The 26,096-nt window shown below is 68.7% G+C and carries 23 protein-coding genes and 1 tRNA gene; 22 read left to right on the forward strand and 2 right to left on the reverse strand.

The window, feature by feature from the left end; translation table 11 throughout:
- The first annotated feature begins 101 nt into the window (after positions 1–101).
- From ACWBNA_RS03990 to ACWBNA_RS04055, 14 genes are all read left to right on the forward strand, one after another.
- Positions 102–389 carry a hypothetical protein gene (locus ACWBNA_RS03990; protein WP_280911345.1) on the forward strand — a complete coding sequence of 96 codons (288 nt, stop codon included), beginning with the start codon at positions 102–104 and terminating at the stop codon, positions 387–389.
- Complete coding sequence (locus ACWBNA_RS03995; RefSeq protein WP_482702313.1) at positions 386–1,039, forward strand: GGDEF domain-containing protein; 654 nt, start codon at positions 386–388, stop codon at positions 1,037–1,039. The genes ACWBNA_RS03990 and ACWBNA_RS03995 overlap by 4 nt, the downstream gene beginning before the upstream one ends.
- Positions 1,036–2,025, forward strand: a complete 990-nt coding sequence (locus ACWBNA_RS04000) for a DUF2637 domain-containing protein (RefSeq protein ID WP_482702316.1) — start codon at positions 1,036–1,038, stop codon at positions 2,023–2,025. Before ACWBNA_RS03995 ends, ACWBNA_RS04000 begins: the two co-directional genes overlap by 4 nt.
- On the forward strand, positions 2,025–2,405 hold the full coding sequence (locus tag ACWBNA_RS04005; protein WP_482702318.1) for an RRQRL motif-containing zinc-binding protein: 381 nt from the start codon (positions 2,025–2,027) through the stop codon (positions 2,403–2,405). The genes ACWBNA_RS04000 and ACWBNA_RS04005 overlap by 1 nt, the downstream gene beginning before the upstream one ends.
- A 252-nt stretch (positions 2,406–2,657) precedes the next feature.
- Positions 2,658–4,883, forward strand: a complete 2,226-nt coding sequence (locus ACWBNA_RS04010) for a cell division protein FtsK (protein WP_482702320.1) — start codon at positions 2,658–2,660, stop codon at positions 4,881–4,883.
- Between the two features lie 139 nt (positions 4,884–5,022).
- On the forward strand, positions 5,023–5,274 hold the full coding sequence (locus ACWBNA_RS04015; RefSeq protein WP_280911340.1) for a hypothetical protein: 252 nt from the start codon (positions 5,023–5,025) through the stop codon (positions 5,272–5,274).
- A gap of 152 nt (positions 5,275–5,426) precedes the next feature.
- On the forward strand, positions 5,427–5,621 hold the full coding sequence (locus ACWBNA_RS04020; RefSeq protein WP_037717778.1) for a hypothetical protein: 195 nt from the start codon (positions 5,427–5,429) through the stop codon (positions 5,619–5,621).
- 11 nt (positions 5,622–5,632) lie between these two features.
- Positions 5,633–6,100, forward strand: a complete 468-nt coding sequence (locus tag ACWBNA_RS04025) for a hypothetical protein (RefSeq protein WP_482702323.1) — start codon at positions 5,633–5,635, stop codon at positions 6,098–6,100.
- Positions 6,101–6,119: 19 nt separating this feature from the next.
- Positions 6,120–6,599 carry a hypothetical protein gene (locus ACWBNA_RS04030; RefSeq protein ID WP_482702325.1) on the forward strand — a complete coding sequence of 160 codons (480 nt, stop codon included), beginning with the start codon at positions 6,120–6,122 and terminating at the stop codon, positions 6,597–6,599.
- Positions 6,600–6,684: 85 nt separating this feature from the next.
- The gene (locus tag ACWBNA_RS04035) at positions 6,685–7,758 is read left to right on the forward strand and encodes a phosphoadenosine phosphosulfate reductase domain-containing protein (protein WP_482702327.1); all 1,074 of its coding nucleotides are present in this window, start codon (positions 6,685–6,687) and stop codon (positions 7,756–7,758) included.
- Between the two features lie 83 nt (positions 7,759–7,841).
- Entirely contained in the window at positions 7,842–8,759 is a 918-nt protein-coding gene (locus ACWBNA_RS04040) for a bifunctional DNA primase/polymerase (RefSeq protein WP_482702329.1), read from the forward strand.
- A 157-nt stretch (positions 8,760–8,916) separates the two neighbouring features.
- Positions 8,917–10,461, forward strand: coding sequence for a YfjI family protein (locus ACWBNA_RS04045; RefSeq protein WP_482702331.1), 1,545 nt, complete (start codon positions 8,917–8,919; stop codon positions 10,459–10,461).
- 314 nt (positions 10,462–10,775) lie between these two features.
- A complete protein-coding gene (locus ACWBNA_RS04050) occupies positions 10,776–10,967 on the forward strand; it encodes a helix-turn-helix transcriptional regulator (RefSeq protein ID WP_101400676.1) in 192 nt (63 codons plus the stop codon).
- Entirely contained in the window at positions 10,964–12,403 is a 1,440-nt protein-coding gene (locus ACWBNA_RS04055) for a tyrosine-type recombinase/integrase (protein WP_482702333.1), read from the forward strand. The genes ACWBNA_RS04050 and ACWBNA_RS04055 overlap by 4 nt, the downstream gene beginning before the upstream one ends.
- A 52-nt stretch (positions 12,404–12,455) precedes the next feature.
- On the opposite strand, the gene ACWBNA_RS04060 is transcribed toward ACWBNA_RS04055, so the two are convergent.
- The gene (locus ACWBNA_RS04060) at positions 12,456–14,027 is read right to left on the reverse strand and encodes an RNA-directed DNA polymerase (RefSeq protein WP_482702335.1); all 1,572 of its coding nucleotides are present in this window, start codon (positions 14,025–14,027) and stop codon (positions 12,456–12,458) included.
- Positions 14,028–14,314: 287 nt separating this feature from the next.
- Positions 14,315–14,386 (reverse strand) — tRNA-Arg (locus ACWBNA_RS04065).
- A gap of 203 nt (positions 14,387–14,589) precedes the next feature.
- Between ACWBNA_RS04065 and ACWBNA_RS04070 the strand changes: the two genes are divergently transcribed.
- From ACWBNA_RS04070 to ACWBNA_RS04105, 8 genes are all read left to right on the forward strand, one after another.
- Positions 14,590–15,057 (forward strand): response regulator, encoded by a 468-nt coding sequence (locus ACWBNA_RS04070; protein WP_482702337.1) that lies wholly within the window; start codon positions 14,590–14,592, stop codon positions 15,055–15,057.
- Positions 15,058–15,259: 202 nt separating this feature from the next.
- Positions 15,260–16,420, forward strand: coding sequence for an ArgS-related anticodon-binding protein NrtL (gene nrtL / locus ACWBNA_RS04075; RefSeq protein WP_482702339.1), 1,161 nt, complete (start codon positions 15,260–15,262; stop codon positions 16,418–16,420).
- Positions 16,421–16,438: 18 nt separating this feature from the next.
- Positions 16,439–17,830, forward strand: a complete 1,392-nt coding sequence (lysA, locus tag ACWBNA_RS04080) for a diaminopimelate decarboxylase (RefSeq protein ID WP_482702341.1) — start codon at positions 16,439–16,441, stop codon at positions 17,828–17,830.
- A gap of 150 nt (positions 17,831–17,980) precedes the next feature.
- Positions 17,981–19,273 (forward strand): homoserine dehydrogenase, encoded by a 1,293-nt coding sequence (locus ACWBNA_RS04085; RefSeq protein ID WP_482702343.1) that lies wholly within the window; start codon positions 17,981–17,983, stop codon positions 19,271–19,273.
- 6 nt (positions 19,274–19,279) lie between these two features.
- The gene (gene thrC / locus ACWBNA_RS04090) at positions 19,280–20,338 is read left to right on the forward strand and encodes a threonine synthase (protein ID WP_482702345.1); all 1,059 of its coding nucleotides are present in this window, start codon (positions 19,280–19,282) and stop codon (positions 20,336–20,338) included.
- Between the two features lie 279 nt (positions 20,339–20,617).
- Positions 20,618–21,547 (forward strand): homoserine kinase, encoded by a 930-nt coding sequence (thrB, locus tag ACWBNA_RS04095; protein WP_482702346.1) that lies wholly within the window; start codon positions 20,618–20,620, stop codon positions 21,545–21,547.
- A 408-nt stretch (positions 21,548–21,955) separates the two neighbouring features.
- Positions 21,956–24,064, forward strand: a complete 2,109-nt coding sequence (gene rho / locus ACWBNA_RS04100) for a transcription termination factor Rho (RefSeq protein WP_482702348.1) — start codon at positions 21,956–21,958, stop codon at positions 24,062–24,064.
- Positions 24,065–24,203: 139 nt separating this feature from the next.
- Complete coding sequence (locus tag ACWBNA_RS04105) at positions 24,204–26,015, forward strand: trypsin-like serine protease (RefSeq protein WP_482702446.1); 1,812 nt, start codon at positions 24,204–24,206, stop codon at positions 26,013–26,015.
- Positions 26,016–26,096: the final 81 nt, after the last annotated feature.

Consider the following 26,096-nt stretch of genomic DNA (forward strand, 5'->3'; position numbering starts at 1 on the left):
CTCGGCCGCGTCTGCGGTGCGGGCCTTGCCTTTCCGGGGTGGTCGCCTCTCGCCAAAGACCGCGACCGCCCCGGCATCCCTTCGATGCCTGGAGAACTTCCATGCGTACGTACATCGGCCACCAACAGGCCATCTCTGCTGCCGACTTCGCGGAACTCGCGCTCGGTACCCCGGTTGAGCTGTGGCTCGGGGTCGAGGGAGAGACGGACGAAGAGCGCGCCGCCCGCGAGGACGCGGCGCGCGACATCCTCGCCGACAACCCGCACTTTCCCGACGACCTGGTCCGCATCGCCGCGCAGGTCATCGAGGAGAACCCGGACCTGTTCGATGTCGTCCCTCTGGTCCGCCCCGCCCGTCGGCGCACGGCACGCAAGGGGGCTGCGGCATGAGTGAGCTGCTGTTTGCCGCTGCGGCGGAACTGCCGATGGCGGCCGGATGGTCGCTGCACGCGCTGCGCCTGCGCCGTCGTATCGAGACCGCCCGTCGTGACCCGCTCACCGGTCTGTTCACCCGCGACGCGTTCGCGGAGCGCGCCATGAGGGTGTTGGCGGGCGGTCCCAGCGCGGTCTACGTCGTTGACCTCGACAGGTTCAAGGAGATCAACGACACCTACGGGCACGCTGCCGGAGACGCGGTTATCGCGGCCACCGGCCGGCGGCTCGCGGAATGGGCCGACATCAACGCGGGCACCGTGGTGCGCCTGGGAGGTGACGAGTTCGCCGCGGTCGCTCGCGTCTTCAGTCACGCTGATCTGTCTTGGACGTTGGGCGAGTTGACCCGCGCCATCGAGCAGCCGGTCACGGTCGACGGCCGCCCGCTCACGGTGGGCGCCTCCGTTGGCGCGGTCGCCTACGACCCCCGCACCGACGACGTGGACCTGTCCACGCTGCTGCGCCTGGCCGATGAGCAGATGTACGCGGCCAAGCGCTCCGGTGCCGACTGGCTGACCGTCCTGGACCTCACCCCGCAGGCAGGGACGGTCAACAACCGCCGCCTTGGTCGCCCCGGCACGGCCGGCGGAACGGAGGCAGCGGCATGACCACCGCCCTCGAGACACCCGCGTCCGGAGTTCCGCCACTGACCCGCCCGGAACTGGGACTCGCCGGAATCGGCGCGCTCGCCGCCGCCGCGGTCGGCGCGCTGGGACTGATCTCCTCCTTCGACGCGGTCTCCGCTGCCGCGGCGAGTTGGGGCTTTGCCTCGCCGTGGATGCTGCCGGTCGGCATCGACGTGGCCATCCCGGTGTTCACCGTCGCCAACCTGCTGCTGATCCGCATGGATATGGCGCTCGCGTGGGTGCGGTTCGTGCCCTGGGCGCTCACACTGATCACGTGCGGTTTGAACATCGCGGCCGGACACTCCCTGTCGGCCAAGGTCGCGCACGGCACCATGCCGCTGCTGTGGGTGGTCTTTTCAGAGATCGGCGCGCACATCTACGCCGTGCGGATCGGCGCGGCCACCGGCCGCCGCATGGAGAAGATCCGGTTATCCCGCTGGCTGCTCGCCTTCCCCTCCACCTTCGCGCTCTGGCGCCGGATGACGCTGTGGGAGGTCACCTCCTACAGCGAGGCACTGGCGAGGGAGAAGGAGCGGCAGTTGGCTCGCGCGGATCTGCGTGAGCAGTACGGCCGCAAGTGGCGGTCCAAGACTCCGCGCCGCGAACGCGTGATGCTGCGCATGGGCGACCTCGTCCCCGCTATCGAAGAGACCACCCCCGCGCCGCCACCGGTGGCCATGCCGGCGCCCCCTGCCGATGCCAAGCCGCGTCCGCGCCGCCGGACTCCCGCCAAGGGAAAGACCAAGGCGCAGCGCACCTTCGAGGAGCTGCTGACCGAGGCACGCATGGCCACCGCACAGTGGCTGGACGCGGAGTTGACCGCGGAACGCATCCGCACCGAAGTGCACTGTTCGGCAACCAACGCCCGCACGCTGCGCGACGCGTTGAAGTCCGAGCGTGCTGAGGGCCGCCCGCTGCACTCCGTCGACGACGCGGAGGGCGAGGAGTCCGAGGCTGAGGCCGCCTGATGCCCGCGGCATTTGGCAAGTGCTACGACCCCTCCGGAAGCCAGTACGGCATCCCCACCTACCCATGGCGCTATGCCCCCGACGGGCTCGCCACACGGCGTCAGCTGCGCGCCCGCGGCTTACGCCCGGGCGGTCAGCCGATCGCGGCTCAGGTGCTGCGCCCGCGCTACCGGCGTGGCGCGCTGGTCGCCTACCTGTACCGCGTCGACCGCGCCAAGCCGGTACGGCCGATGACGCCGGGCAAGCGGGCGGCGCTCGCCAAGGCGATGCGCGCCCGCCGTACCTGCCCGCAGTGCAGCACGGATGCGGGATACGTCATCCCGACCTCGCTCGGCATGTGCGTGCCCTGCACCTACCCCGAGGAACAGCGCGCTGCGTGACCTACCAGATGTCCAGGAACTCCCAGACAGCGTCGGCGATTCGGTTCCTGCGGCGGTGTGCCTTGCTGCAAAAACGCCGCCTTCGCCAGCGGCTTTCTGGCTGCTGCACCGGCTTGCCGCACCAATTGCACGGCCGCGTCCTGAACTCAGATTCCCCCATGCCACCCCCGTAGCACCGCCGTGCGGGGTCCGTCCGCCCACCTCCTACAGCGACGGCCGGACCCCGCCTCTTTCCCTTGGAAGGGACATTCAGTGAAGCACCCCGACGACGAGAACGAACTCTTCCACCGACTCGAAGCTGACATGGCCGCCGACTCCGGGGGCGAGGTGGTCGACCTCGACAAGGCACGGTCGGCCCGTACGGAGTCGGTCGACTCGACCATTCGACCCGACTCCGACCCGTCGGCCGACCCCGCGCCGGACCGGTCGGGTGCCGAGTCGGGCGACCCGACCGCCCGCCGGTTGGTCGACCTTCCGACCGCGAAGGCGACCGGTCCGGGCTACCTCGGTCGACTGCTCGCCGCGCAGCGCCGTCCGGTCGTTCCGCTGTGGCTGAAGTCCATGGCGGAACTGAAGACCGCAACCGGATGGGTGGCCCGCCACTACGCCCACTCGGTCGGCTATCACGCGCTTCGCTCCCCGGTCTACGCCGCACGGCTCACGCTTCAGGCGCCGTCCGGTGCCGCGAAGTTCGTGGGCGCCACCATGCGGTGGGTGGCCGACCGCGAGGGCGAGCCGGTCCGACTCGCAGCGGTCCGGCGCGAGGACGCTGCCGAGTACCTGAAGCTGTCGCGACAGCGTGACGGACGGGTCCGACTCCGGACGCTGGTAGCCGTGCTCGCGATGTTCTTCGGGCTCGGCTCCGCGCTCGCCATTTACGTCCTGGCACCCGACTGGCTTCAGGCGCTGTCGGTCGGTGCGGTTGTCATGGCGCTCGGGGCTGCCGGCCGCAAAGCGGACGACCCGGTCATCCACCGCGCGGTGGAGCTCCCCAAGGCCGTCAAGCTCACCAGTGACATCGTGCTGCGCGCGCTCGGCTCGCTCGGCATCCCCGCCATCAACCAGGCACAGGGCAAGGGCCGCGACGGCTTCGAATTCACCGCCCCCATCACCCGCGACGGTCCCGGATGGCGTGCGGAGGGCAACCTCCCCTACGGCGTTACGGTCACGGATGTCATCGAGCGTCGCGACCGGCTCGCCTCCGGTCTGCGTCGGCCGCTCGGCTGCGTATGGCCCGAGGCCGTACCGAGCGAGCACACCGGGCACCTTGTGCTGTGGGTCGGCGACCAGGACATGTCGACCTCCCGCAAGCCCAAGTGGCCGCTGTTGACCAATGGTTCGGTCAACCTCTTCAAGCCCGTCGCCTACGGCACCGACCAGCGCGGACGCTGGGTCGAAGTCACCCTGATGTACATCGCGGGCATCATCGGCGCTATCCCGCGCATGGGCAAAACCTTCCTGCTCCGCCTGCTCCTGCTCATCGCCGCGCTGGACCCACGGGCGGAACTGCACACCTACGACATGAAGGGCACCGGCGACCTGGACCCCGTCGGCAACGCCGTCTCGCACCGGCACGCCGCGGGCGACGATGACGACGCCATCGAGTACGCGCTCAACGACTTCCGGGCGCTGCGCGAGGAACTGCGCCGGCGTACCAAGGTGATCCGCTCGCTTCCGCGGGACATCTGCCCCGAGTCGAAGGTGACCAGCGAACTCGCCGACAAGCGCTCCCTTGGCCTGCACCCCATCGTGATCGGGGTGGACGAGTGCCAGGTGCTCTTCGAACACCCCAAGCACAAGGACGAGTTCGAGGAGATCGCAACCGACCTGGTCAAGCGCGGTCCAGCCACCGGCATCGTGCTGCTGCTCGCCACCCAGCGCCCCGACGCGAAGGCGCTTCCCACCGGGATCAGCGCGAACGCGTCGGCCCGCTGGTGCCTGAAGGTCATGGGCCAGCTGGAGAACGACATGGTCCTCGGCACGTCCGCCTACAAGCGCGGCGTGCGCGCGACCATGTTCAGCTGGGGTGACAAGGGCATCCACTACTTCATCGGTGAAGGCTCCGATGCCCGCATCGTGGGCTCGGTCTACGTGGACGGCCCCGGCGCCGACAGCATCGCCGCCCGCGCCCGCACGGCGCGCGAGAAGGCCGGACTGCTCTCCGGGCACGCGCTCGGGGAAGAGCCGGAAGCCGTGGCGAGCGCGTACGACCTGCTCGCCGACATCCTCGCCGTGATCCCCGTCAAGGAGACCAAGGTGTGGTCGGAAACCGTCGTCGCGCGGCTCGCCGAACTGCGCCCTGAGGTCTACGACGGATGGGAGCCCGAGACCCTCGCCTCAGCGCTGAAGCCGCGGGGTCTGTCCACGATCCAGGTGGGCCGCCGGGTGGACGGCAAGGTCGTCAACCGGCGCGGTGTCGACCGCTCCCACATCACCGCAGCGATTGCGGAGCGTGACGGAAAGCGGGACGCGGGCTGACCGCTGCGGGCCGCTAGCGCTAGCGGCACCCCCCGCTAGCGTTAGCGGCTCGCTTAGCGCCCCAAAGCAGCCTGATCAGGTCGCTAGCGCATAGCGGCCCACCTGCGGAAACCCTGAAAGCCGCCCCGGAGGGCCCGTCATGACCCCTGCCCTGCTCGCTATCACACTCCTGCTCGGTGTAACGCTGTGTTACGTCGCGGTGTGTGCTGCCTCGCCGTTCGGCAACTGCCGCAAGTGCAACGGCTGGGGCTTCCAGATGAAGACCGACCGCAAAGGCCGCCAGAAGCGCGGCAAGGACTGCCGCCGCTGCAAGGCCACCGGCAAGCGCATACGCGTCGGCCGCTGGCTCTACAACCGCTGGGCCCGCATCTACCGCTCCGGCACCGGCTGAGGAGAAGACAGACGACCGCCCGCCATGAGACGGACCCCGCTCCGAGCAGGAGCTAGGTGGGCGCGGTCGCCGGTCAATGCCCCGAACTTGCCAGCACCCGGGGCCTGCGGAGCGTATCCACCCATCCACCTCGCCCGAAAGCGAGTTTCCCCGTGATCCTCAGCATCTCCGCCGTCCTGCTGTTCGGTGCCGCGTCCGCCCTCGCCGTCAAGACCAAGTCCGCCGGGGGCGGTTCAGCCATCGTGCTCTTCCTCTTCGGGTTCTTCGCCGCCGGGACCGGCGCGTACGAGCCCATCCACAACCTCGTGCAGGCGTCCGCCGACGCCCTGTCCGCCCTCGGGAACTAGGGAGACAGCCCGTGAACGAACCCACCACCCACGTCCGCAACAGGCACTCGCCCGCGGCCGTGGAAGTCCACGTCCCCACCCCCATCACCCCCGCCGCCCGCACGGCGCCGCTCGCGGTCGTGCGGGCCGGCAGCATCGCGGCCGTGGCGAGCGTCGTCCTGCCGGACGGCCGCGTCGTCACCGGCTACGCCATCGAGCCCGCCAAGCCCGAACCGGTCGCCACCAAGCCGGCCGTCTCGCGTACGGCGGTGAACATCGCCCTCGGAGGCGTCGGGTTCGGCGCGGTGTGCGGCGGGCTGTTCCTTCTGACCACGTTCATCGCCGCGCTCGCCGCGTTGATTCACCAGCTCATCATTCTCGCCGCCGTCATCTTCGGCGGCTGGATCGCCATGCAGGTCTTCAACGCGAGCGGCCACCGCGGTGGCAACACCTTCCACATCCGCAAGGCCGTCTTCAAGCGCAACCACTTCAACGGCTGAACACCCCGATGGGAGATCCGTGTTCGAGATCCGTGTCATCTGCGACCCCGCCGAAACCGAACCGATCGTCGCCGCGCTGGACCGCACCTTCACGGTCGGCACCGTGAGCGTCTACCCCACCCGCGACCGCAAGCGGAACCGCCTCTACGCCCGCGCCGAGTCCAAGCCCACCGTCGCCGAGCCAGCCAAGTCCTCGCTCACCGCCGAGCAGGCGTACGCCAACGCCCCCAGCATCAACAGCGAGATCGGCTGGGCGGCACGCACCCTCGCCGCCACCGAGTGCTTCACCGAGCTGGGGCGTGACTTCTACCTGCGCAAGGCAGCCCTGCTGGACCGCATCGCGCTCCTGGACGAGCCCGATATCCCATACGGCGACGCCACCGCGGCCGCCGACGCGGCGGCCGTGTTCCTACTGGACATGGACCAGCCGGGCCCGTTCTACGAACCGCGCACCTACGTCCGCCAGCAGTACGCGCACTCGCTCACCGCCGAGCAGTAGCTGTGGCTGGGGCGGTCGCCTCTCGCCAAAGACCGCGACCGCCCCGGTTCTCCGTCCCTTCGACCGAACAGGAGTGCTGACAGCTGTGACGTCACGCAGCAAGAAGAAGCGTCAGCCGGTGGACATGTTCCCGGGCATGGCCGACCGCATCGATGGCACGCCGCCGAAAGCCGAAGCCGAGCCGGAAGCCCTGACGTTGGACGAGGCGATCGCGAAGACTCACGCCATCGTGGACAAGGTCCTTGCCGCCCATCCGGTGGTCGCCACCATCGGGCTGTTCTCCGGCGGCAATGACTCCGTGGTCGTCAATCACCTCTTCCGCGACCGAGTCAACGCAGTCGCGCACGTCAACACCGGAACCGGCATCCCGGAGACGACTCACCACGTACGGGATGTGGTCGCCGCTTGGGGGTTGCCGCTGCATGAGCTGCACCCGAAGAACAGCTACGCCGATCTCGTCATGGGGCGGGTCTTATCGACCCGGGGTAAGAACATCGGTCGCCAGGTCTGGAAGGGGTTCCCTGGCCCGGCCGGGCACAGTGTGATGTACCGGCGGTTGAAGGATGAGCCGTTGCAGCGGCTGCGTGCGCAGATCGTCGGTACCCAGTGGCGTACCCGCAACGTCGTCTATCTCGGGGGTATGCGGTGGGCGGAGACTGATCGGCGGTTTCGCAACGCTGAAGAGGTCGATCGGGAAGGCTCGCTGATCTGGGTTTCACCCATCGTGCATTGGACCGATGCCCACATGCGCGAGTACCGGGCCCGACACCGCTGCGACCTCCCCCACGAACACGCCCCGCACCGCCTGTGCAGCCCCGGCGCGCTGCCGCTGAACGAAGTGACCGTTCACCTGCACATGTCCGGGGAGTGCCTGTGCGGGGCGTTCGCCAAGCCCGGAGAGCTGGACGAGATCGAGTTCTTCTACCCCCACGCGGCCAAGCCGCTGCGGGAGCTGGAGAACGAAGCCGAAGCCGCAGGCTTCCCCGCCTGTAAATGGGGCCAGCGTCCACCCGGCGAGCGCACCCGCAAGGCGGCCGGACGGCTGTGCTCCAAGTGCGTCGACCCCGGTGGACAGACCGACTTGCTCGCTGAATGGCGCGAGAGCGGACTCATCACCGGCGATCAGTACGACACCTTCACCCGCCACGACGCCGCCTAGCTACGGCTGGGGCGGTCGCCTCTCGCCAAAGACCGCGACCGCCCCGGTTCTCCGTCCCTTCGACAGAACAGGAGACCTCCAGCATGACACCTGACCGCAAGACCCCGCGCCCCCACGGCGCGGACCGCCAAGACCGTAGTCATCTGTGCAACGCGCTGTACCTCGCGGCGGCCGGTGTGCCGGTGCTGCCGCTGCGGGACGGCAAGGTCCCGTTCGGCAATTGCCGTGCGTGCGCCAAGAACGCGTGCGGCGGGCGGCCGAACATGAAGCGCGCGGGTACCTGCCGCTGCCCCGCCCCCTGCCACGCCTGGGCCGCTGCCACCACCGACCGGAACGTCGTCGTCTCCCCGCTGTGGGTGGCGGCATGGGAGCGGGCCGTGTGCGTCGGCTACCACCCCGGAGGAGCGAGGCTGACCGTGGTCGACCTCGACAACGCAGCGGCCGTCGCCTGGGCCCGCGAGACCCTGCCCGCCACCCGAACCGTGGCGACGACGCGCGGTGAGCACTGGATCTACCGGGGCGTTATGGGGTCGCACAACGCGGTTCGGGCGGGCGTCGACATCAAGTCCATGATGTCCTATGCCCGTTGGCTCGGTCCGGGCGCTGGCCGCATGGCCGAGTTGCCGTCGGCCGTCCGCGCCCTCGTGGTGAAGGAAGAGACCACCCCCGCCCGCGGGGAGGTGGTCTCTTCCCTCCCAGAGCGCGCCACCTGGGACCGGACGGTGGCCACCGGATGCCGCCACACCGACGGCTACGTCCGCACCGGCCTGGAACGGGGCCTCACCCTCGTGCGCTCCCGCGTCGAATCCGGAGCCGGATCACAGGCGTTCGGCGTGGCTCGGTTCCTCGCCGCACAGCACTCCGCGTGCCCCGGGCCGTGCGGACTGGACGTGGTCGGGGCAGAGATCGTGGCCGCGGCCGTCTCGGTCGGTGTCCCCGAGCCCTATGCCCGCCGCGCGGTCGCCAACGGCCTCTGCGCGGCCAAGAGGGGCGCCGCATGACCTATAAGCCCTTCAATCCCCTGAAACAGCCTCAGAACGCCACACAGGCCGCACTGCGGTCCACCGTAGGCGGCCGAAGGAACGTCGCCGAAGGCGTCCGCACTGCACTTGGACCTGACCCGCACTCCGGCGACCCCACCGAAGGGAGGGCAGCCTCATGACCACACAGCCTGTGGACAGTACCGACCTGTGGGCCGGACTGCCCACCCTCGACGAGCCGCCCGCACCCGTGTGGGAGGACCCCGTTCCCCTCGCCGGACGCCGCAAGCTCGCCCCCTTCCCCACCGCCTCCCTTCCTGGGTGGCTGCGGGAGTTCGTGGCCGCGGTCGCCGAGGAGACACAGACCCCCGTCGACCTCGCCGGATGCATCGCCCTGTCCGTGCTCGCCACCGCGGCGGGCGGCAGGGCAGTGGTGCAGGTGCGCGGACATTGGCGCGAGCCCACCAACCTCTACGTCGTTGTCTCGCTGCCGCCCGCCAACCGGAAGTCCGCCGTGTTCGGCCTGCTCACCGACCCGCTGTACGAGGCAGAGCAGCAGCTCCGGACACTGACCCAACCGGCCATCGTGGAAGCCGAAATGACCGCACGCCTCGCCAAGGAAGCGGCCGACAAAGCCACCGCCAAAGCGGCATCCGCGAGCGCGGACGAACAGGATCAGCTGGTCGCCACAGCGATCGCGCTGGCGCAGACCGCGGACAGCGTCACCGTGCCGGCCAAACCCCAGTTGCTCGCCGACGACACCACCGCCGAGACCGTCACCTCCCGCATGGCCGAGCAGGGCGGCCGGATCTCCGTCATGTCCGCTGAGGGCGACATCTTCGACATCATCGCCGGACGCTACTCCGGCAAGCCCAACATGGGCGTCTTCCTCAAAGGCCACGCCGGCGACCGCCTCAAGGTCGACCGACAGACCCGAGAGGAATACATAGAACACCCCGCCCTCACCATGGGCTTGTGCGTCCAACCGCAGGTCTTGGACGACATCGGACGCCAGGACGGGTTCAAGGGCCGAGGCCTGCTCGGCAGGTTCCTCTACTCGGTTCCCGAATCGCTGGTCGGCCGCCGCAAGATCGAGCCGGACCCCATCCCCGAGCAGGTGATGGAGACCTACCGGCGCCACGTCCTCGACCTGACGCTGTTCCTCGCCGAGTGGACCGATCCGGCCCTCATCCAGCTCACCCCCGAGGCCGTCGCCGCCCTCAAAGCCTTTCAGGCACGGGTGGAACCGATGCTGGAAGCTCGCGGCGGCATCATGGGCCAGATCGGCGACTGGGGCGGCAAGCTGGTCGGCGCCACCGCCCGCATGGCCGCCCTGCTCCACCTCGCTGAACACCTCACCAAGGGGCACACGGTGCCCGTGGCGGAAGCGACCATGCGCGACGCGATCGCGCTGGCGGAGTACTTCATCAGCCACAGCCTCGCCGCGTTCGACTCGATGGGCGCTGACCGCATCGTCGAGCGCGCCCGCACCGTGCTGGAAGTGCTCCATGCCCACGGGTGGCGTGAGGTCAGCAAGCGGGACCTGATGGTCAAGCTCTCCCGCTCCGAGTTCCGCACCGCCAACGATCTCGATCCGGTGCTGGCCCTGCTGGAAGACCACGGCTACGTGCGCGCCCAAGCTGCCCAGCGCAGCGGAGGACGCGGCCGGCCACCCTCCCCCCGCTACCTCATCCACCCCCGCCTGACCGACTCGACCGCCTGACCCCCGCCACAGAAACCACAGAATCACAGAAATACCCCGGCAAGCGCCTGACCAGCACGGACACCCCTGTCGGGGGCTCGCGGGGTTCTGTCACAGAAACCAACCGAGATGCCACAGAAATAGTCCGCCACCGGCCGCGCCGGTCCGGCCACCTATTTCTGTGGAGCTTCCCGAGATTTCTGTGGTAGACCCCACGACGCAGCATCGTCGCAGGTCAGCCCGCCAATCCAGGGTTTCTGTGGTTTTCGTGGTTTCTGTGGCGGCTCTCGGCTGGTCCCACCCCCTTCCCTTGCTCTCTCGCCCAAGGAGGAGTCGTGGCCAAGCCCCGCGACGAGATGCTCACCATCCCCGAAGTGATCGAAGAGATAGGTGTACCGCGAGCGACCTTCTACCGCTGGCGGCAGTACAAGAAGGGCCCGAAGTCCATCAAGCTCCCGAATGGCGCGGTGCGAATCCGCCGGTCCGAACTGAGTCGGTGGCTCCAGACGCTGGAGGAGAGCGCGTGACAAAGGGCAGTGACAGTGGGGCCGAGCGGGACAACCGCTCGGCCCCGGACGGGTTTTCACTCGATGTCCGCCTGTGGAAAGTGTCCAAGGCGCAGAGCAGGACACGGCCCTACCAACTCCGTTGGAAAGTGGGAGGAAAGGTCAGTAGTGCCACCTTCGCCACGGTGGCACTCGCAGAGAGTCGCAGATCTGAACTGTGGCAGGCAATGCGCCGTGGCGAGGCGTTCCGTATCACGGACGGTCTGCCCGAGTCCGAGGTACGGGCCGAGGTCAGTGCGGAGCAAGCCCGTGAGGAACTGCCCTGGTTCGCGTTCTGTCGCGAGTACATGGCGATGCGTTGGTCGACGGCCGCGGCCAAGACCCGTGAGGGAATCGCCGACGGGCTCGCCGCGGTGACGCTGGCGTTGGTGGAGCAGGAACAGAAAATGCCGTCGCCGGAAGAGTTGCGTCTCGCCTTCCGGTGGGCGGTCATTCCCAAGAACGCCGAACTCGACCCGCCGGCGGAACTTGAGGACGCCTACCGGTGGATATCAAAGAAGTCGCTTCTCGTCTCATCACTGGAAGATCCGAAGATTCTTCGCGATGTTCAGTACCGGATTTCCTTCAAGCTGGACGGTACCCCCGCGGCGGGGGAGACCTCCCGTCGCCGTCGGCGCGCGCTCAACACCGCTGTTGAGTACGCCATCGAGCGCAAGCTTCTGACGGAGAATCCGCTCGCCGCTATCAAGAAGGTGAAGAGTGCTTCATCGGACCGTGTGGACCCCCGCGTTCTTGTGAACAAGACGCAGGCTGCTCAACTCCTCGCCTCGGTCTCGTACGTCGGGACATGGGACCGCAAGAAGGGTCGGCGCTTGGTGGGCTTCTACGCGGTCATGTACTTTGCGGGGCTCCGCCCGAGTGAGGCTGTGGGCCTCAGGAAGGCTGATTGCTTCCTCCCGGAGAAGGGGTGGGGCGTTCTGACGCTTCACGACACACACCCTGTTTCTGGCAAGCAGTGGACAGACAGCGGAGAGCGCCACGACAAGCGAGGCCTGAAGTCGAGGGAGGCCAAGGAAGACCGGCCAGTCCCGATACCCCCGCCGCTCGTGGCCATGCTCCGCGCCCATCTGAAGGAGTTCGGCACGGCCAAGGACGGGCGGCTGTTCACGAACGAGCGGGGCGGTCTCGTGGGGAGCAGTACCTATTGGCGCGTGTGGCGGGACGCGCGGGAGTACGCGCTCTCACCGGACCTTCAGGCGTCCATCCTCGGTGGGCGGCCGTACGACCTGCGGCACACCTGCATCACGACGTGGCTGAACGCCGGCGTGCCCGTGGCCGAGGTCGCCCGTCGAGTCGGCAACTCGCCCGAGGTGATCCACCGTGTCTACGAGGGGTGCATCTACGGCCAGGAGGAAGCCATGAACAAGAAGATCGAGGCAGAGCTGAACTGGGAGTAGTCGCGTAGAAGTGGTGGGCTGTCTGAGCAAAGCGGCCCACCACTATCGGCAACTACTGAGCCGACGATGCCCAGTCATAGTCTTCCGCAACCTTGGGGGTGGCGTACTTCACGGCGTCTAGATAATGCGCTGTGAGGACATTTCGTGGGTCGCGCTTGACTAGCCGAGTTACCAACGCTTTGTCATCCTTAGCGGACAGCAATGCGATCGCGTAGATTCGCTGGAAGGCAGGTCGTGCTTCTGAATCGATTCGGCTGCGTATGATGTCCTTAGCGGCTACTGGGTCGAGACGCGAAAGCCGCTGAGCAGCCACGGATATCTGATGGATGTCGCCACTCTCGTTCAACCAGTCCTGCATCATGTACAGGAAGTCCTGATTTTTGACACCTGGGACGGCGAGTGCAAACTGTGCAGAGGCCCAAGGGATCGTGGACCAAGGTGATGTGCAGAAGTCTCCAAGCCAAGCGCAGTACTTCTCCAGGAGATCGCGATCATCCTTAATCGCGTCTCGGAAGTACCGGCCAAGAGCATCCGCGACGTGCGGAAGTCTATTTGCGGCAGCCAGCCATCCCTCAAAACTGTCAAAATGCTTGTGCGTTCGAAGGGTTCTGAGAACTGCCTTCAATGATGTGCTTGGCAGCAGGTGCGGGTTCGTCAGGGCGGCCGACTCGATGCTTTTGAGCGCGCTCAGGTCGATTTCGTCGACTTCCGCTGCGCGTACGTCTGAACCGAACTGACTGACGACTAGGCGACGTTTTACGGGTACCGGTACTTCCTTCAGGTCCTCCAGCAAGACGTCCTGCTTGATGTCCTTCAGAGGTCCAAGATTGCTCTTTGAGGCATTGGCCTCCAATCCCATCTCGCGGACCCTACCCTGGAATTCCAGAAAGAATCGATACAGTTGTGCCTCGTCGCCGGTGACGTATATATCATCCATCCAGCGCACCGCTCCCGTCAAAACGCCGCGGTCGAGACGCTTAGCTACGGAGTCATCCAGTGCCGTCATGTAACGGTTGGCGAGGATGGCAGATGCCCAGCTCCGCTGGGGGAGTCCGCTCCTGGATTGCATCTGGTTGTGCTGTAGCAGGATGTGTTCAATTAGTTGTGCACCAGCAGTCTTTCCGGCGACGTCGTAAACGATGCCCGACATTCGCTCCACATTGATTGACGCGAAGAAGGAAGTTATGTCGGTCTGGAGGGCAAACGTTTCGCTTTCCTCGGGCACGTCAAAGAACGACATGTAGTTAGACCACTCGTCGCCGTTCTTGACCAAGTCTGATCCGCCTCGAAGTCTCCATCCGTGAACCCAGTCCGGAAGGTTGGCGTGCATTTTTCCGGCAACCTGGTTCACTGCTGCCGCGTAGGCAATTTTGCAGTCCAACGACATGACCACAGCTGGTCGCACTCCCAAGCGGCTTTTGGGGACCACGATGGGTTCGAACCATGGCTCCCTGCGTGTCCGCAGAGAGTTGTCCTTGTGGACAATCTCGTTCCATGGAAAATCGCCAGGGCGATTTGTGATCCAGTTGAGCTCTGGCCATGCCCATGGGTCGCGGTACCAGTCGCCGAACATCTCTGTTGTGCAGATCTCGGCCGCCTTCTTGGCGTCCAGGCCAAAGCTCATATCCCACCCCGAGCAGCATGTAAGAAAAGCAGCGTATGGGCCGGGTTCGGAGCCGGGCAAGGGAGATACCTGCGACGTGGCGCCAGGGCGGGCCTGATGGTCGCTGCACTGTCCGTGCGATGCGGGTACGTGAGCCCGTCCGGCCGGAGCCGCTGCGGGTCTATCGCAGGTCTATCGCGATCAGCACGAACCAACGACAAAGAGCGGGACCCAGTGAGACTGGTTCCCGCTCTTCATGCGTGGCATCTGCGCTGGTCAACCGCATCATCGTGCTGGTTGAGGCGAAGTGCCCCCGGCAGGATTCGAACCTGCGCACACGGCTCCGGAGGCCGTTGCTCTATCCCCTGAGCTACGGGGGCGTGTCGGCTGCGGTGTTCGCGGCGACGGGTAGAACCCTACCAGCTCCGTCGGGGTGTTCATGAACGGTTTTGCGGGGTCAGGGGAGGTGGGGCGCGGGCTTTCGGGGTGGTCCGGTCGGGGGCGCGGAGGGAAGGGTCGCCCGCACGGGGCAGAAGTGGGGAAAACCCGGACGCGGTGGCCGGTCCGGACCTACTCTCGAGTTGTGCCAGGCGCGTCGGGCCGGGTGCTTGTTGTGGACGACAACAAGGTCATCCGGCAGCTGATCAGGGTCAATCTCGAGCTGGAGGGCCTCGAGGTCGTGACCGCGGCCGATGGTGCCGAGTGTCTGGATGTGGTTCATCAGGTGCGCCCCGATGTGGTCACCCTTGATGTCGTCATGCCCCGGTTGGACGGGCTCCGGACCGCCGCCCGGCTGCGGGACGACCCGCGCACCAGCGACCTCCCCCTCGCCATCGTCAGCGCCTGTACGCAGTACGAGGTCGAGGCCGGGCTGGACGTCGGCATTGACGCGTTCCTCGCCAAGCCTTTCGAGCCTGCCGAACTCGTGCGGATCGTACGGCAGTTGATCGAGCGGAAGCAGAGCGGGCAGTCCGGGGGAGTGGACGGGATGGCCGTCGAGAGTGTCCTCGGCGGCGGGGAGGCCGAGCGGGCCGGCCGAAGCGGCGGCTGAGCCTTCCACCTAGCCGGCAACGCCCCCCTTCGGGCACCCGCGCGCCCCAGGTGACCCCGCCTCCCCTGCAGCGCTCACCCTTCGCGCGCCCCTGCATCCGCGCGCCCCCGCGACACCCCTCGCGCCCCCACCCCGTCCACATCCCGGACCTCCGCGTAAACCGACTCGCCTACCCACCCCCCTCCTCCCCTACGCTTGTCCCGTGACCCCCGTCGAACTCTCCCGTACCGTGCTGTGCGCGGTGCGTCGTGCTGTCGACGAGGGGGAGCTGCGTGTCACCGTGCCGGAGCGTGCCGTGGTCACCGCTCCCGGGCCCGGTGGTTGTGGTGACTACGCCACCAACATCGCTCTTCAGCTCGCCCGGCCGGCTGGGCAGCCGCCGCGGCGCGTCGCCGAGATCATCCGGTCGTATCTGCTCGACGTCGACCTCGGCCGTATCGACCACGGCCCCGACCACGGCCTCGACCTCGATACGGATCAGGTCGCCGACGTCGTCGTCACCGGGCCCGGGTTTCTCAACATCAGCCTGCGGAGCACGTCGTCCGTCGCTCTCGTCGAGGAGATCATCCGGCGCGGGCAGAGGTACGGGTACGCCGACGGGCCCACTGGACAGGTCGTCCAACTGCACGCCCCACACGAGGTCCGTGCCGTCGTGGTCATGGATGTCGTCGCCCGGCTGCTGCGCTCCCAGGGGGCGCTCGTGCGGACCAGCGGCGACGCCCGTCCCGAGCCGGCGTGGGTGGACATCCTCGGCGTGCGGGTCAACGCGCACGGCACGCCCGGCACGCCCGGCACACCCGCGCCCCTCGACGTCGACGTCCGCCCCGTCCCCGCGGCCGCCGACCCCGTTCTGCTCGGCCGGGACGCCGCCCGTTGGGCCCTGTTGCACCCCACCGCCCACGACCGGCCCCGCATCAGCGACGACCATCTCGTCCAGCGTGAGAGCAACCCCCTTTTCCGCGTCCGTTACGCCCACGCCCGCACCCGAGCGCTGCGCCGTAACGCCGCCGACCTGGGCTTCACCTCCGTGCCCGGCCCTCTCTCTGAAGTGGCCCTCCACGGAGCGCCCCGCCCAGCAGCACCAAAAGCGCCCCTCCCGGTCGCACCCCCGCTCCTCACCGCTCTGAGCGACCACCCTCGCGTCCTGGCCCACGCCGCAGCACACCGCGCCCCGGACCGCCTCGCCCGGCACCTCGTCACCGTCGCCGATGCCGTGCTTCCTTTCCTCGCCGTCGTCCTGCCGCGTGGCGCGGAGAAACCCTCGGCCGCCCACCGTGCCCGGCTCGCACTTGCCGAAGCCGCCGGGACGGTGCTGGCCGGCGGCCTGTCCCTGCTCGGTATCGACGCACCCGATCACCTCTGAGAAAGCGCTGAACACGTCATGAGCCGTTCCGCACACCCCGCCGGGCCCCGTCACGCCGATGTCCTCCCGGAGGGCCACTACTCGGCCCCGCCGGCCGACCTCAACACCCTCGACCCGAAGGTGTGGGCGCAGACCGTCACCCGCGACCAGGACGGCGTCGTCACCGTCGGCGGCATCGACGTGAAGGCCCTCGCCGAGGAGCACGGCACCCCTGCCTACGTCATCGACGAGACCGACTTCCGGGCCCGCGCCCGCGCCTGGCGCAGCGCCTTCGGCACCGACGCCGACGTCTTCTACGCCGGCAAGGCGTTCCTCTCCCGCGCCGTCGTCCGCTGGCTGCACGAGGAAGGGCTCAACCTCGACGTCTGCTCGGGCGGCGAGCTCGCGACCGCCCTCTCCGCCGGAATGCCCGCCGACCGCATCGCCTACCACGGCAACAACAAGTCGACGCAAGAGATCCACCGGGCCATCGAGGCAGGCGTCGGACGTGTCGTCCTCGACTCCTTCCAGGAGATCGTCCGCGTCGCCCACATCGCGCAGTCCCTGGGCAGGCGGCAGCGGGTGCAGATCCGGGTCACCGTCGGCGTCGAGGCCCACACCCACGAGTTCATCGCCACGGCCCACGAGGACCAGAAGTTCGGCATTCCGCTGGCCGGTGGCCAGGCCGCCGAGGCCGTGCGCCGTGCGCTCAGGCTCGACGGGCTCGAACTCATCGGGATCCACAGCCACATCGGTTCCCAGATCTTCGACATGTCCGGGTTCGAGGTCGCCGCCCACCGTGTCGTCGCGCTGCTGAAGGACGTGCGCGACGAGCACGGGGTCGAGCTGCCCGAGATCGACCTCGGTGGCGGCCTCGGCATCGCCTACACCAGCGACGACGACCCCCGCGAGCCCCACGAGATCGCCAAGGCGCTGACCGAGATCGTCACCCGTGAGTGTGAGGGCGCCAAGCTGCGCACGCCCCGCATCTCCGTCGAGCCGGGACGCGCCATCGTCGGCCCGACGGGCTTCACGCTCTACGAAGTCGGCACCGTCAAGCCGCTCGACGGGCTGCGTACGTACGTCTCCGTCGACGGCGGCATGTCCGACAACATCCGTACCGCGCTGTACGACGCCGAGTACAGCGTCGCTCTCGTCTCCCGCACCTCCGACGCCGAGCCGATGCTCGCCCGTGTCGTCGGCAAGCACTGTGAGAGCGGTGACATCGTGGTGAAGGACGCGTTCCTGCCGGCCGACCTGGCACCGGGTGACCTGGTCGCCGTACCGGCCACGGGTGCCTACTGCCGCTCCATGGCCAGCAACTACAACCACGTGCCGCGCCCGCCGGTTGTCGCGGTCCACGACGGCGAGTCCCGGGTGATCGTCCGCCGCGAGACGGAGGAGGACCTGCTGCGCCTCGATGTGGGCTGAGCACCCCGGAAAACAGGGGGGGTGGAAGATCTCCTGTCTTCCGGCCCCGTACAAATGAAATCGATGTCTCACGATCCGGACATGGGATAGAAACTCCCGTCCGGTGAGTGAGACTGGATCCACCGTGACGGTATGAGGAAACGAGGTCGGATGATGCGTACGCGTCCGCTGAAGGTGGCGCTGCTGGGCTGTGGAGTGGTCGGCTCAGAGGTGGCGCGCATCATGACGACGCACGCCGACGACCTCGCCGCGCGGATCGGTGCGCCCGTGGAGCTCGCCGGTGTGGCCGTACGACGGCCCTCCAGGGTTCGCGAGGGCATCGACCCCGCCCTCGTCACCACCGACGCCACCGCCCTCGTCAAGCGCGGTGACATCGACGTGGTCGTCGAGGTCATCGGTGGCATCGAGCCCGCTCGCACGCTCATCACCACCGCCTTCGAGCACGGCGCCTCCGTCGTCTCCGCGAACAAGGCCCTCCTCGCCCAGGACGGCGCCGCCCTGCACGCGGCCGCGGAGGAGAACAACAAGGACCTCTACTACGAGGCCGCCGTCGCCGGCGCCATCCCGCTGATCCGGCCGCTGCGCGAGTCCCTCGCCGGGGACAAGGTCAACCGGGTGCTCGGGATCGTCAACGGGACCACGAACTTCATCCTCGACAAGATGGACAGCACCGGCGCGGGTTACCAGGAGGCCCTCGACGAGGCCACCGCCCTCGGGTACGCCGAGGCCGACCCGACCGCCGACGTCGAGGGCTTCGACGCCGCCGCCAAGGCCGCCATCCTCGCCGGGATCGCCTTCCACACGCGCGTGCGTCTCGACGACGTCTACCGCGAGGGCATGACCGAGGTCACCGCCGCCGACTTCGCCTCGGCGCGGGAGATGGGCTGCACCATCAAACTGCTCGCCATCTGCGAGCGGGCGGAGGACGGCGGGTCCGTCACCGCGCGTGTGCATCCCGCGATGATCCCGCTGACCCACCCGCTCGCCTCCGTGCGCGGCGCGTACAACGCCGTGTTCGTCGAGTCCGACGCCTCCGGGCAGCTGATGTTCTACGGCCCCGGCGCCGGCGGCGCCCCCACCGCCTCCGCCGTGCTCGGCGACCTCGTGGCCGTCTGCCGCAACCGGCTCAACGGCGCCACCGGCCCCGGCGAGTCCTTGTACGCCGCGCTGCCCGTGTCGGGCATGGGCGCGGTCGTCACGCGCTACCACATCAGCCTGGACGTGGCGGACAAACCGGGTGTTCTCGCCCAGGTTGCCACCGTGTTCGCCGAGCACGGCGTGTCGATCGATACGGTTCGCCAGCAGGGGAAGGACGGCGAGGCCTCTCTCGTCGTCGTCACGCACCGAGCGTCCGACGCCGCCCTGGGCGGCACCGTCGAGGCGTTGCGCAAGCTCGACACCGTGCGTGGTGTCGCCAGCATCATGCGGGTTGAAGGAGAGTAACCAGCAATGACCCACCAGTGGCGCGGAATCATCGAGGAGTACCGGGACCGGCTGCCGGTGTCCGGCACCACTCCGGTCGTGACGCTCCGCGAGGGCGGCACGCCCCTCGTGCCCGCGCAGGTGCTCTCGGAGCGCACCGGCTGCGAGGTCCACCTCAAGGTGGAGGGCGCCAACCCCACCGGGTCCTTCAAGGACCGCGGCATGACCATGGCCATCACGCGGGCCAAGGAGGAGGGCGCGAAGGCGGTCATCTGCGCCTCCACCGGCAACACGTCCGCGAGCGCCGCCGCGTACGCCGTGCGCGCCGGGATGGTCTGCGCCGTCCTCGTCCCGCGGGGCAAGATCGCGCTCGGCAAGATGGGGCAGGCGCTCGTGCACGGCGCCAAGATCCTCCAGGTCGACGGCAACTTCGACGACTGCCTCACCCTCGCTCGCGCCCTGAGCGACAACTACCCCGTATCGCTGGTCAATTCGGTCAACCCGGTGCGTATCGAGGGCCAGAAGACGGCCGCGTTCGAGATCGTGGACATGCTCGGGGACGCACCCGACATCCACGTCCTGCCGGTAGGCAACGCGGGCAACATCACGGCGTACTGGAAGGGCTACAAGGAGTACGCCGCCGACGGCATCGCCACCAGGACCCCCCGCATGTGGGGTTTCCAGGCGTCCGGCAGTGCCCCGATCGTGCGTGGCGAGATCGTCAAGGACCCGTCGACCATCGCCACCGCCATCCGGATCGGCAACCCCGCGTCCTGGCAGTACGCCCTGGCGGCGCGGGACGAGTCCGGCGGCTTCATCGACGAGGTGACGGACCGTGAAATCCTGCGCGCCTACCGGCTGTTGGCCGCTCAGGAGGGTGTGTTCGTCGAGCCCGCCTCCGCCGCTTCGGTGGCCGGTCTGCTGAAGGCCGCCGAGCAGGGCAAGGTCGACCCGGGGCAGCAGATCGTGTGCACCGTCACCGGAAACGGCCTCAAGGACCCCGACTGGGCCGTCGCGGGTGCCCCGCAGCCGGTCACCGTCCCGGTCGACGCGGCCACGGCGGCCGAGCGCCTCGGCCTCGTCTGAGGGTGAGCGACGACCTCTGGGAACGGGTAATCCCCAGAGAAGGGGCACAGGGGGCTTACGACACGCATCGTGCGCCTCCTGTGCGCCCTATGTCGCCACGGAACCTTCCTTCGATAGGCTGTACCGAACCCGCCCGCCGCATATGCCTCCGCATATGGCCGGGTGCCGCGCCGCCTCCGCGGCCCGGAAGCGGTCCCCGGGGTCCTCACACCCCAGGGAACCTCACGTACGTATCGCATGTCTTCGACAGTCCCGCAGCTCAAGGAGAGTCATCGAGAGATGGCCGGTCCAGCCTTCCGCGCCGCCGCCGTCCGAGTGCGCGTCCCCGCCACCAGCGCCAACCTCGGCCCGGGCTTCGACGCCCTCGGCCTGTCGCTCGGGCTCTACGACGACGTGGTCGTCCGGGTGGCCGACTCCGGACTGCACATCGACATCGCGGGTGAGGGCAGCGAGACGCTCCCGCGTGACGAGAACCACCTTCTTGTACGGTCCCTGCGCACCGCCTTCGACCTGCTCGGCGGACAGCCGCGCGGCCTGGAGATCGTCTGCGCGAACCGCATTCCGCACGGCCGGGGCCTCGGCTCGTCCTCGGCTGCCATCTGCGCCGGCATCGTCGCCGCGCGCGCCGTGACCATAGGCGGCGAGGCCAGGCTGGACGACACCGCCCTGCTGGAGCTCGCGACCGAGATCGAGGGTCACCCCGACAACGTGGCGGCCTGTCTGCTCGGCGGTTTCACGCTCTCCTGGATGGAGGCCGGTGCCGCCCGGGCGATCAGGATGGAGCCCGCCGATTCCATCGTTCCGGTGGTTTTCGTGCCCGGTAAGCCGGTCCTGACGGAGGCCGCGCGCGGACTGCTCCCGCGCACCGTGCCGCACGTCGACGCCGCCACCAACGCAGGCCGTGCCGCCCTGCTCGTCGAGGCCCTGACCAGGCGCCCCGAGCTGTTGCTGCCGGCCACCGAGGACCGTCTCCACCAGGAGTACCGGGCTCCGGCCATGCCGGAGAGCGCGGCGCTGGTGGAGCGACTGCGGGCCGACGGGGTCCCGGCAGTCATCTCCGGCGCGGGGCCCACGGTGCTCGCGCTGGTCGACGGCGAGAGCGCCGACAAGGTCGCTCATCTGGCGGGTGGGGGCTGGGCCGCGAACCGGCTGAAGTTCGATGCCCACGGGGCGAGCGTGCTGCCGCTCGCGCCCGCCAGTGACATCTGAAATCCGGCGCTTGCCGGTTTTCGAGAGGGGGAATGTTTGTTGGATCCGGTAGTGTTAATCTCAAGTCTGCACCCGACCCCACCATGGCGAGGTGCTTCACGTCCCCGTCCGGGACAGACACTCTTCCGGGAGCCTCCCAAGCCGCACTGTGTTTCGTACGACGTACGCGGGCAGTACCTCGTACGCGGGCACTGAGCGACTTGCCGGGCACGCTCCGGAACCGGTGCGACCAAGTCACGTGACACGGACACTCAGTGCCACGGCTTTCGGAAGCGCCGTCACCACATTCCTCCGCCGCTTAGGCGGACCACCGCCCCGGCACGGTCCACACAGCAAGGACCGAAGCCGGACAGCACAACCGGTCGCCGAGCCAGACAGGCCGACGTCCGCTCCAGGGAAGGACCCTTCGTGAGCGACACCACCGATCTGATGGGCGCACGTGTCGAGGAGACCGCTGCCGCGCCCGCCACGGACGCCTCCGCGCCTGCCACCGGTGCCGGCTCCCGGCGGCGCCGCGGTACCGGCCTCGACGGCATGGTGCTGGCCGAGCTGCAGCAGGTCGCCTCGGGCCTCGGCATCAGGGGCACTGCGCGCATGCGCAAGAGCCAGTTGATCGAGGTCATCAAGGAAGCGCAGGCCGGGGGCGGGGGTGCCGCTCCCAAGACGGCGAGTCCCGCCGGGGACGCCGCCGCCGAGACCAAGCCCAAGCGCCGTGCCACCTCCAAGGCCCGTACGGGCGACGAGGCCGCTCCCGCCGCCGCGAAGAAGGCGGCCGCGAAGTCCGAGGCCCCCGCCGAGAAGGCCGTGGCCCCGCAGCAGATCGAGATCCCCGGCCAGCCGGCCGGCGGCCCCTCCCATGCGGGCACGGCCGAACGCGCGGGAGAAGCCGAGCGTGGGGGAGACGACGCTCCCACCGAGCGCCGCCGTCGCCGCGCCACCGCCGAGGCGGGCAGCCCCGAGACGGTCACCGCCGAGGCGAAGAGCGAGCCGAAGGCCGAGACACCCGCCCCGCAGGCGCAGGGCGACGCCGACGGCGGCGAGGGCCGTCGTCGCGACCGCCGTGAGCGCGGCCGCGACCGTGACCGCGGCGACCGCCGCAAGGGCGACGAGCAGCAGGGCGGCCAGAGCGGTCAGGGCGGTCAGGGCGGCGGCCAGCCGCAGCGCCAGGACCGCCAGGACCGGACCGACCGCCAGGACCGTCAGCAGCAGGGCGGCGGTGGTCGTCAGGACCGCCAGGACCGCCAGCGCGACAACGGCCCGCAGGACGACGACGACTTCGACGGCGGACGCCGTGGCCGTCGCGGCCGCTACCGCGACCGCCGTGGCCGTCGCGGCCGTGACGAGATGAGCGGCCCCGAGCCGCAGCTGGCCGACGACGACGTCCTGATCCCCGTCGCGGGCATTCTCGACATCCTCGACAACTACGCCTTCATCCGTACGTCGGGCTACCTGCCGGGCCCCAACGACGTGTACGTCTCGCTCGCCCAGGTCCGCAAGAACGGCCTGCGCAAGGGTGACCACGTCACCGGTGCCGTGCGCCAGCCGAAGGAGGGCGAGCGCCGCGAGAAGTTCAACGCGCTGGTCCGCCTGGACTCCCAGAACGGCATGGCGCCCGAATCCGGGCGCGGGCGGCCGGAGTTCAACAAGCTGACGCCGCTGTACCCGCAGGACCGCCTCCGTCTGGAGACGGACCCCGGCATCCTCACCACCCGCATCATCGACCTCGTCGCGCCGATCGGTAAGGGCCAGCGCGGTCTGATCGTGGCCCCGCCGAAGACCGGCAAGACCATGATCATGCAGGCGATCGCCAACGCGATCACGCACAACAACCCCGAGTGCCACCTGATGGTCGTCCTGGTCGACGAGCGTCCGGAAGAGGTCACCGACATGCAGCGGTCGGTCAAGGGCGAGGTCATCTCCTCGACCTTCGACCGTCCGGCCGAGGACCACACCACGGTCGCCGAGCTGGCGATCGAGCGCGCCAAGCGCCTGGTGGAGCTGGGCCACGACGTCGTCGTGCTGCTCGACTCGATCACGCGTCTGGGCCGTGCGTACAACCTCGCCGCCCCGGCCTCCGGCCGCATCCTGTCCGGTGGTGTCGACTCGACCGCCCTGTACCCGCCGAAGCGCTTCTTCGGTGCGGCCCGCAACATCGAGGACGGCGGCTCGCTGACCATCCTCGCCACCGCCCTGGTGGACACCGGGTCCCGCATGGACGAGGTCATCTTCGAGGAGTTCAAGGGCACCGGCAACGCCGAGCTCAAGCTCGACCGCAAGCTCGCCGACAAGCGTGTCTTCCCGGCGGTGGACGTCGACGCGTCCGGCACCCGTAAGGAAGAGCTCCTGCTCGGCAGTGACGAGCTGGCCATCGTGTGGAAGCTGCGCCGGGTGCTGCACGCGCTCGACCAGCAGCAGGCGATCGAGCTGCTTCTCGACAAGATGAGGCAGACGAAGTCGAACGCCGAGTTCCTGCTGCAGATCCAGAAGACGACCCCGACGCCGGGCAACGGCGACTGACGTCACCTTCCACAAAGGGCCACCCCCGTGCCTGGGGTGGCCCTTTGTGCTGCGTACGCCCGGGATACGATCACGCTCTTCGGTCGGCTTCCCGGCCGCGAACTCATGATCCCGAGGGGGGACCTACGTGGGTACACCCATGTCCGGGGGCGGCGGTCGGCACAGACGTCGCATACGGATAGCCCTGCCCGTCGTCGCGGCCGGCGCGGCCGCCGCCGTGGCCGCCGCGCTGTTGACGTCGTCCGCCGGCGCCGCCACCGTCGTCGCGCCGAAGCCGCCGGTCAGGGCCGCGGCCGCGCAGCCCTCGCTCGCCGAGCTGGAGCAGCGGATCGCCGACGCCATGGCGGGTGACGACACCCCGGGCGGTACGACGGCCAAGACCTCGCTGAGCGCCGACACCAGCACCAGCACCAGCACGACCACCGTCGACCCGAAGATCATCGGCGGTACGACGACCACCATCACCACCGCCCCGTGGATGGCGCAGCTCTGGTACACCGACGACCAGGGCACCGCCGACGAGGGCGACGACACCGGCTTCTTCTGCGGCGGGGCCGTCATCGCGCCGACGAAGATCCTCACCGCCGCGCACTGCGTGAAGGGCTACGACTGGCACGCGGGCGGCGCCGTCGTGACCGGGACGTCCCAACTGCCCACTTCGGGCGACGTGCACGGCGGCACCGTCAGCGGGGTCCTGCGGCAGTGGAACCACCCGGACTACAGCGCGCGGATCCTCAGCCACGACATCGCGGTGCTCACCCTGGCCAGTCCGGTCAAGGCGACGCCGATCCGCATGACGACGTCCGGTGACACCGCCTCGTACGCCACCGGCACCAGTGCCAAGGTCTACGGGTGGGGCCGTACCAGCTCCACCACCAAGGCCGTCTCCGAGACGCTGAAGACGGCGACGCTGCCGATCAAGTCCGACGCCACCTGCGCCGGCTACTACGGCGCCGACTTCGTCAAGGGCGCCATGGTCTGCGCGGGCCCTCCCGCCACCGGCAGCGACACCGGCACCACCTCCGCCTGCAACGGCGACTCCGGCGGCCCGCTGGTCGTGAACAACCGGATCGTGGGCGTCGTCTCGTGGGGCGTGCCGAACTGCGTGACCAAGGGCGCGTACAGCGTCTTCACCAAGGTCAGCACGTACGTCGGCGCCGCCTATCCGCGCGTCGACGACACCAACCTGAGCTTCGACCACAAGGCCGACCTGTGGGTGCGCAACGCCTCCACCAAGACCGGCTACGAGAAGGACTCCACGGGCAGCGCGTTCGGCGCCCGCCAGTCCTGGGGCAACTGGAGCGGCGTCAACGTCGTCCTGCAGACCGACCTCAACCGGGACGGCTACCAGGACTTCGTGTACCGCGAGAGCACGACCGGTGACGTCTACTGGTGGCGCTACGTCCCGGCCACCGAGAGCTGGGCCGACCCCCAGCAGATCTTCGACAACTGGAAGACCCGCACCCGCGTCCTCACCCCGGGCGACGTCACCGGCGACTACCTGCCCGACATGCTCTCGGTCGACTCCGCGGGCGTCCTGTGGATCTACCCCGGCAAGGGCAACGGCACCTTCGCGGCCCGCGTGAGGTTCGGCTCCGGCTGGAACCAGTACGACTCCCTGCGCGGCCACGGCGACTTCACCGGCGACGGCAAGACCGACCTGATCGCCCGCGGCAAGAGCAACGGCTACGTCTACCTGTACAAGGGCACCGGCAAGTCCGGCAGCGCGGCCTTCTCCGCGCGGGTCAAGGTGCGCACCTGGAGCAGCACGACGTACAACGCCTTCGACGCGGTCGGCGACGTCAGCGGCGACGGCAAGGCCGACTTCCTGGCCCGTACGCCGGGCGGCACGCTCTACCTCTACAAGGGCACCGGCAAGGCCACCAGCGAGATCTTTGCCACAAGGGTCTCGGTGGGGACCGATTTCAAGCAGTACGACATCTTCGGCTGAACCGCTGGTGAAGGGGTTCGCCCCGAATAGCCCGTTACGCGCTGTGGCCACCCGATACACAGGGTGGTCACAGTCCGTTGT

The sequence above is a fragment of the Streptomyces sp. Q2 genome (genome assembly GCF_056820935.1).

Bases quoted from the DNA above. Each gene is read 5' to 3' on its own strand.
- ACWBNA_RS04000 (WP_482702316.1), top strand. From the start codon at position 1,036: ATGACCACCGCCCTCGAGACACCCGCGTCCGGAGTTCCGCCACTGACC.
- ACWBNA_RS04105 (WP_482702446.1), top strand. From the start codon at position 24,204: ATGTCCGGGGGCGGCGGTCGGCACAGACGTCGCATACGGATAGCCCTG.
- thrC (WP_482702345.1), top strand. From the start codon at position 19,280: ATGACCCACCAGTGGCGCGGAATCATCGAGGAGTACCGGGACCGGCTG.
- ACWBNA_RS04085 (WP_482702343.1), top strand. From the start codon at position 17,981: ATGATGCGTACGCGTCCGCTGAAGGTGGCGCTGCTGGGCTGTGGAGTG.
- ACWBNA_RS04040 (WP_482702329.1), top strand. From the start codon at position 7,842: ATGACACCTGACCGCAAGACCCCGCGCCCCCACGGCGCGGACCGCCAA.
- ACWBNA_RS03995 (WP_482702313.1), top strand. From the start codon at position 386: ATGAGTGAGCTGCTGTTTGCCGCTGCGGCGGAACTGCCGATGGCGGCC.
- lysA (WP_482702341.1), top strand. From the start codon at position 16,439: ATGAGCCGTTCCGCACACCCCGCCGGGCCCCGTCACGCCGATGTCCTC.
- ACWBNA_RS04005 (WP_482702318.1), top strand. From the start codon at position 2,025: ATGCCCGCGGCATTTGGCAAGTGCTACGACCCCTCCGGAAGCCAGTAC.
- thrB (WP_482702346.1), top strand. From the start codon at position 20,618: ATGGCCGGTCCAGCCTTCCGCGCCGCCGCCGTCCGAGTGCGCGTCCCC.
- ACWBNA_RS03990 (WP_280911345.1), top strand. From the start codon at position 102: ATGCGTACGTACATCGGCCACCAACAGGCCATCTCTGCTGCCGACTTC.
- ACWBNA_RS04015 (WP_280911340.1), top strand. From the start codon at position 5,023: ATGACCCCTGCCCTGCTCGCTATCACACTCCTGCTCGGTGTAACGCTG.
- ACWBNA_RS04060 (WP_482702335.1), bottom strand. From the start codon at position 14,027: ATGAGCTTTGGCCTGGACGCCAAGAAGGCGGCCGAGATCTGCACAACA.
- ACWBNA_RS04045 (WP_482702331.1), top strand. From the start codon at position 8,917: ATGACCACACAGCCTGTGGACAGTACCGACCTGTGGGCCGGACTGCCC.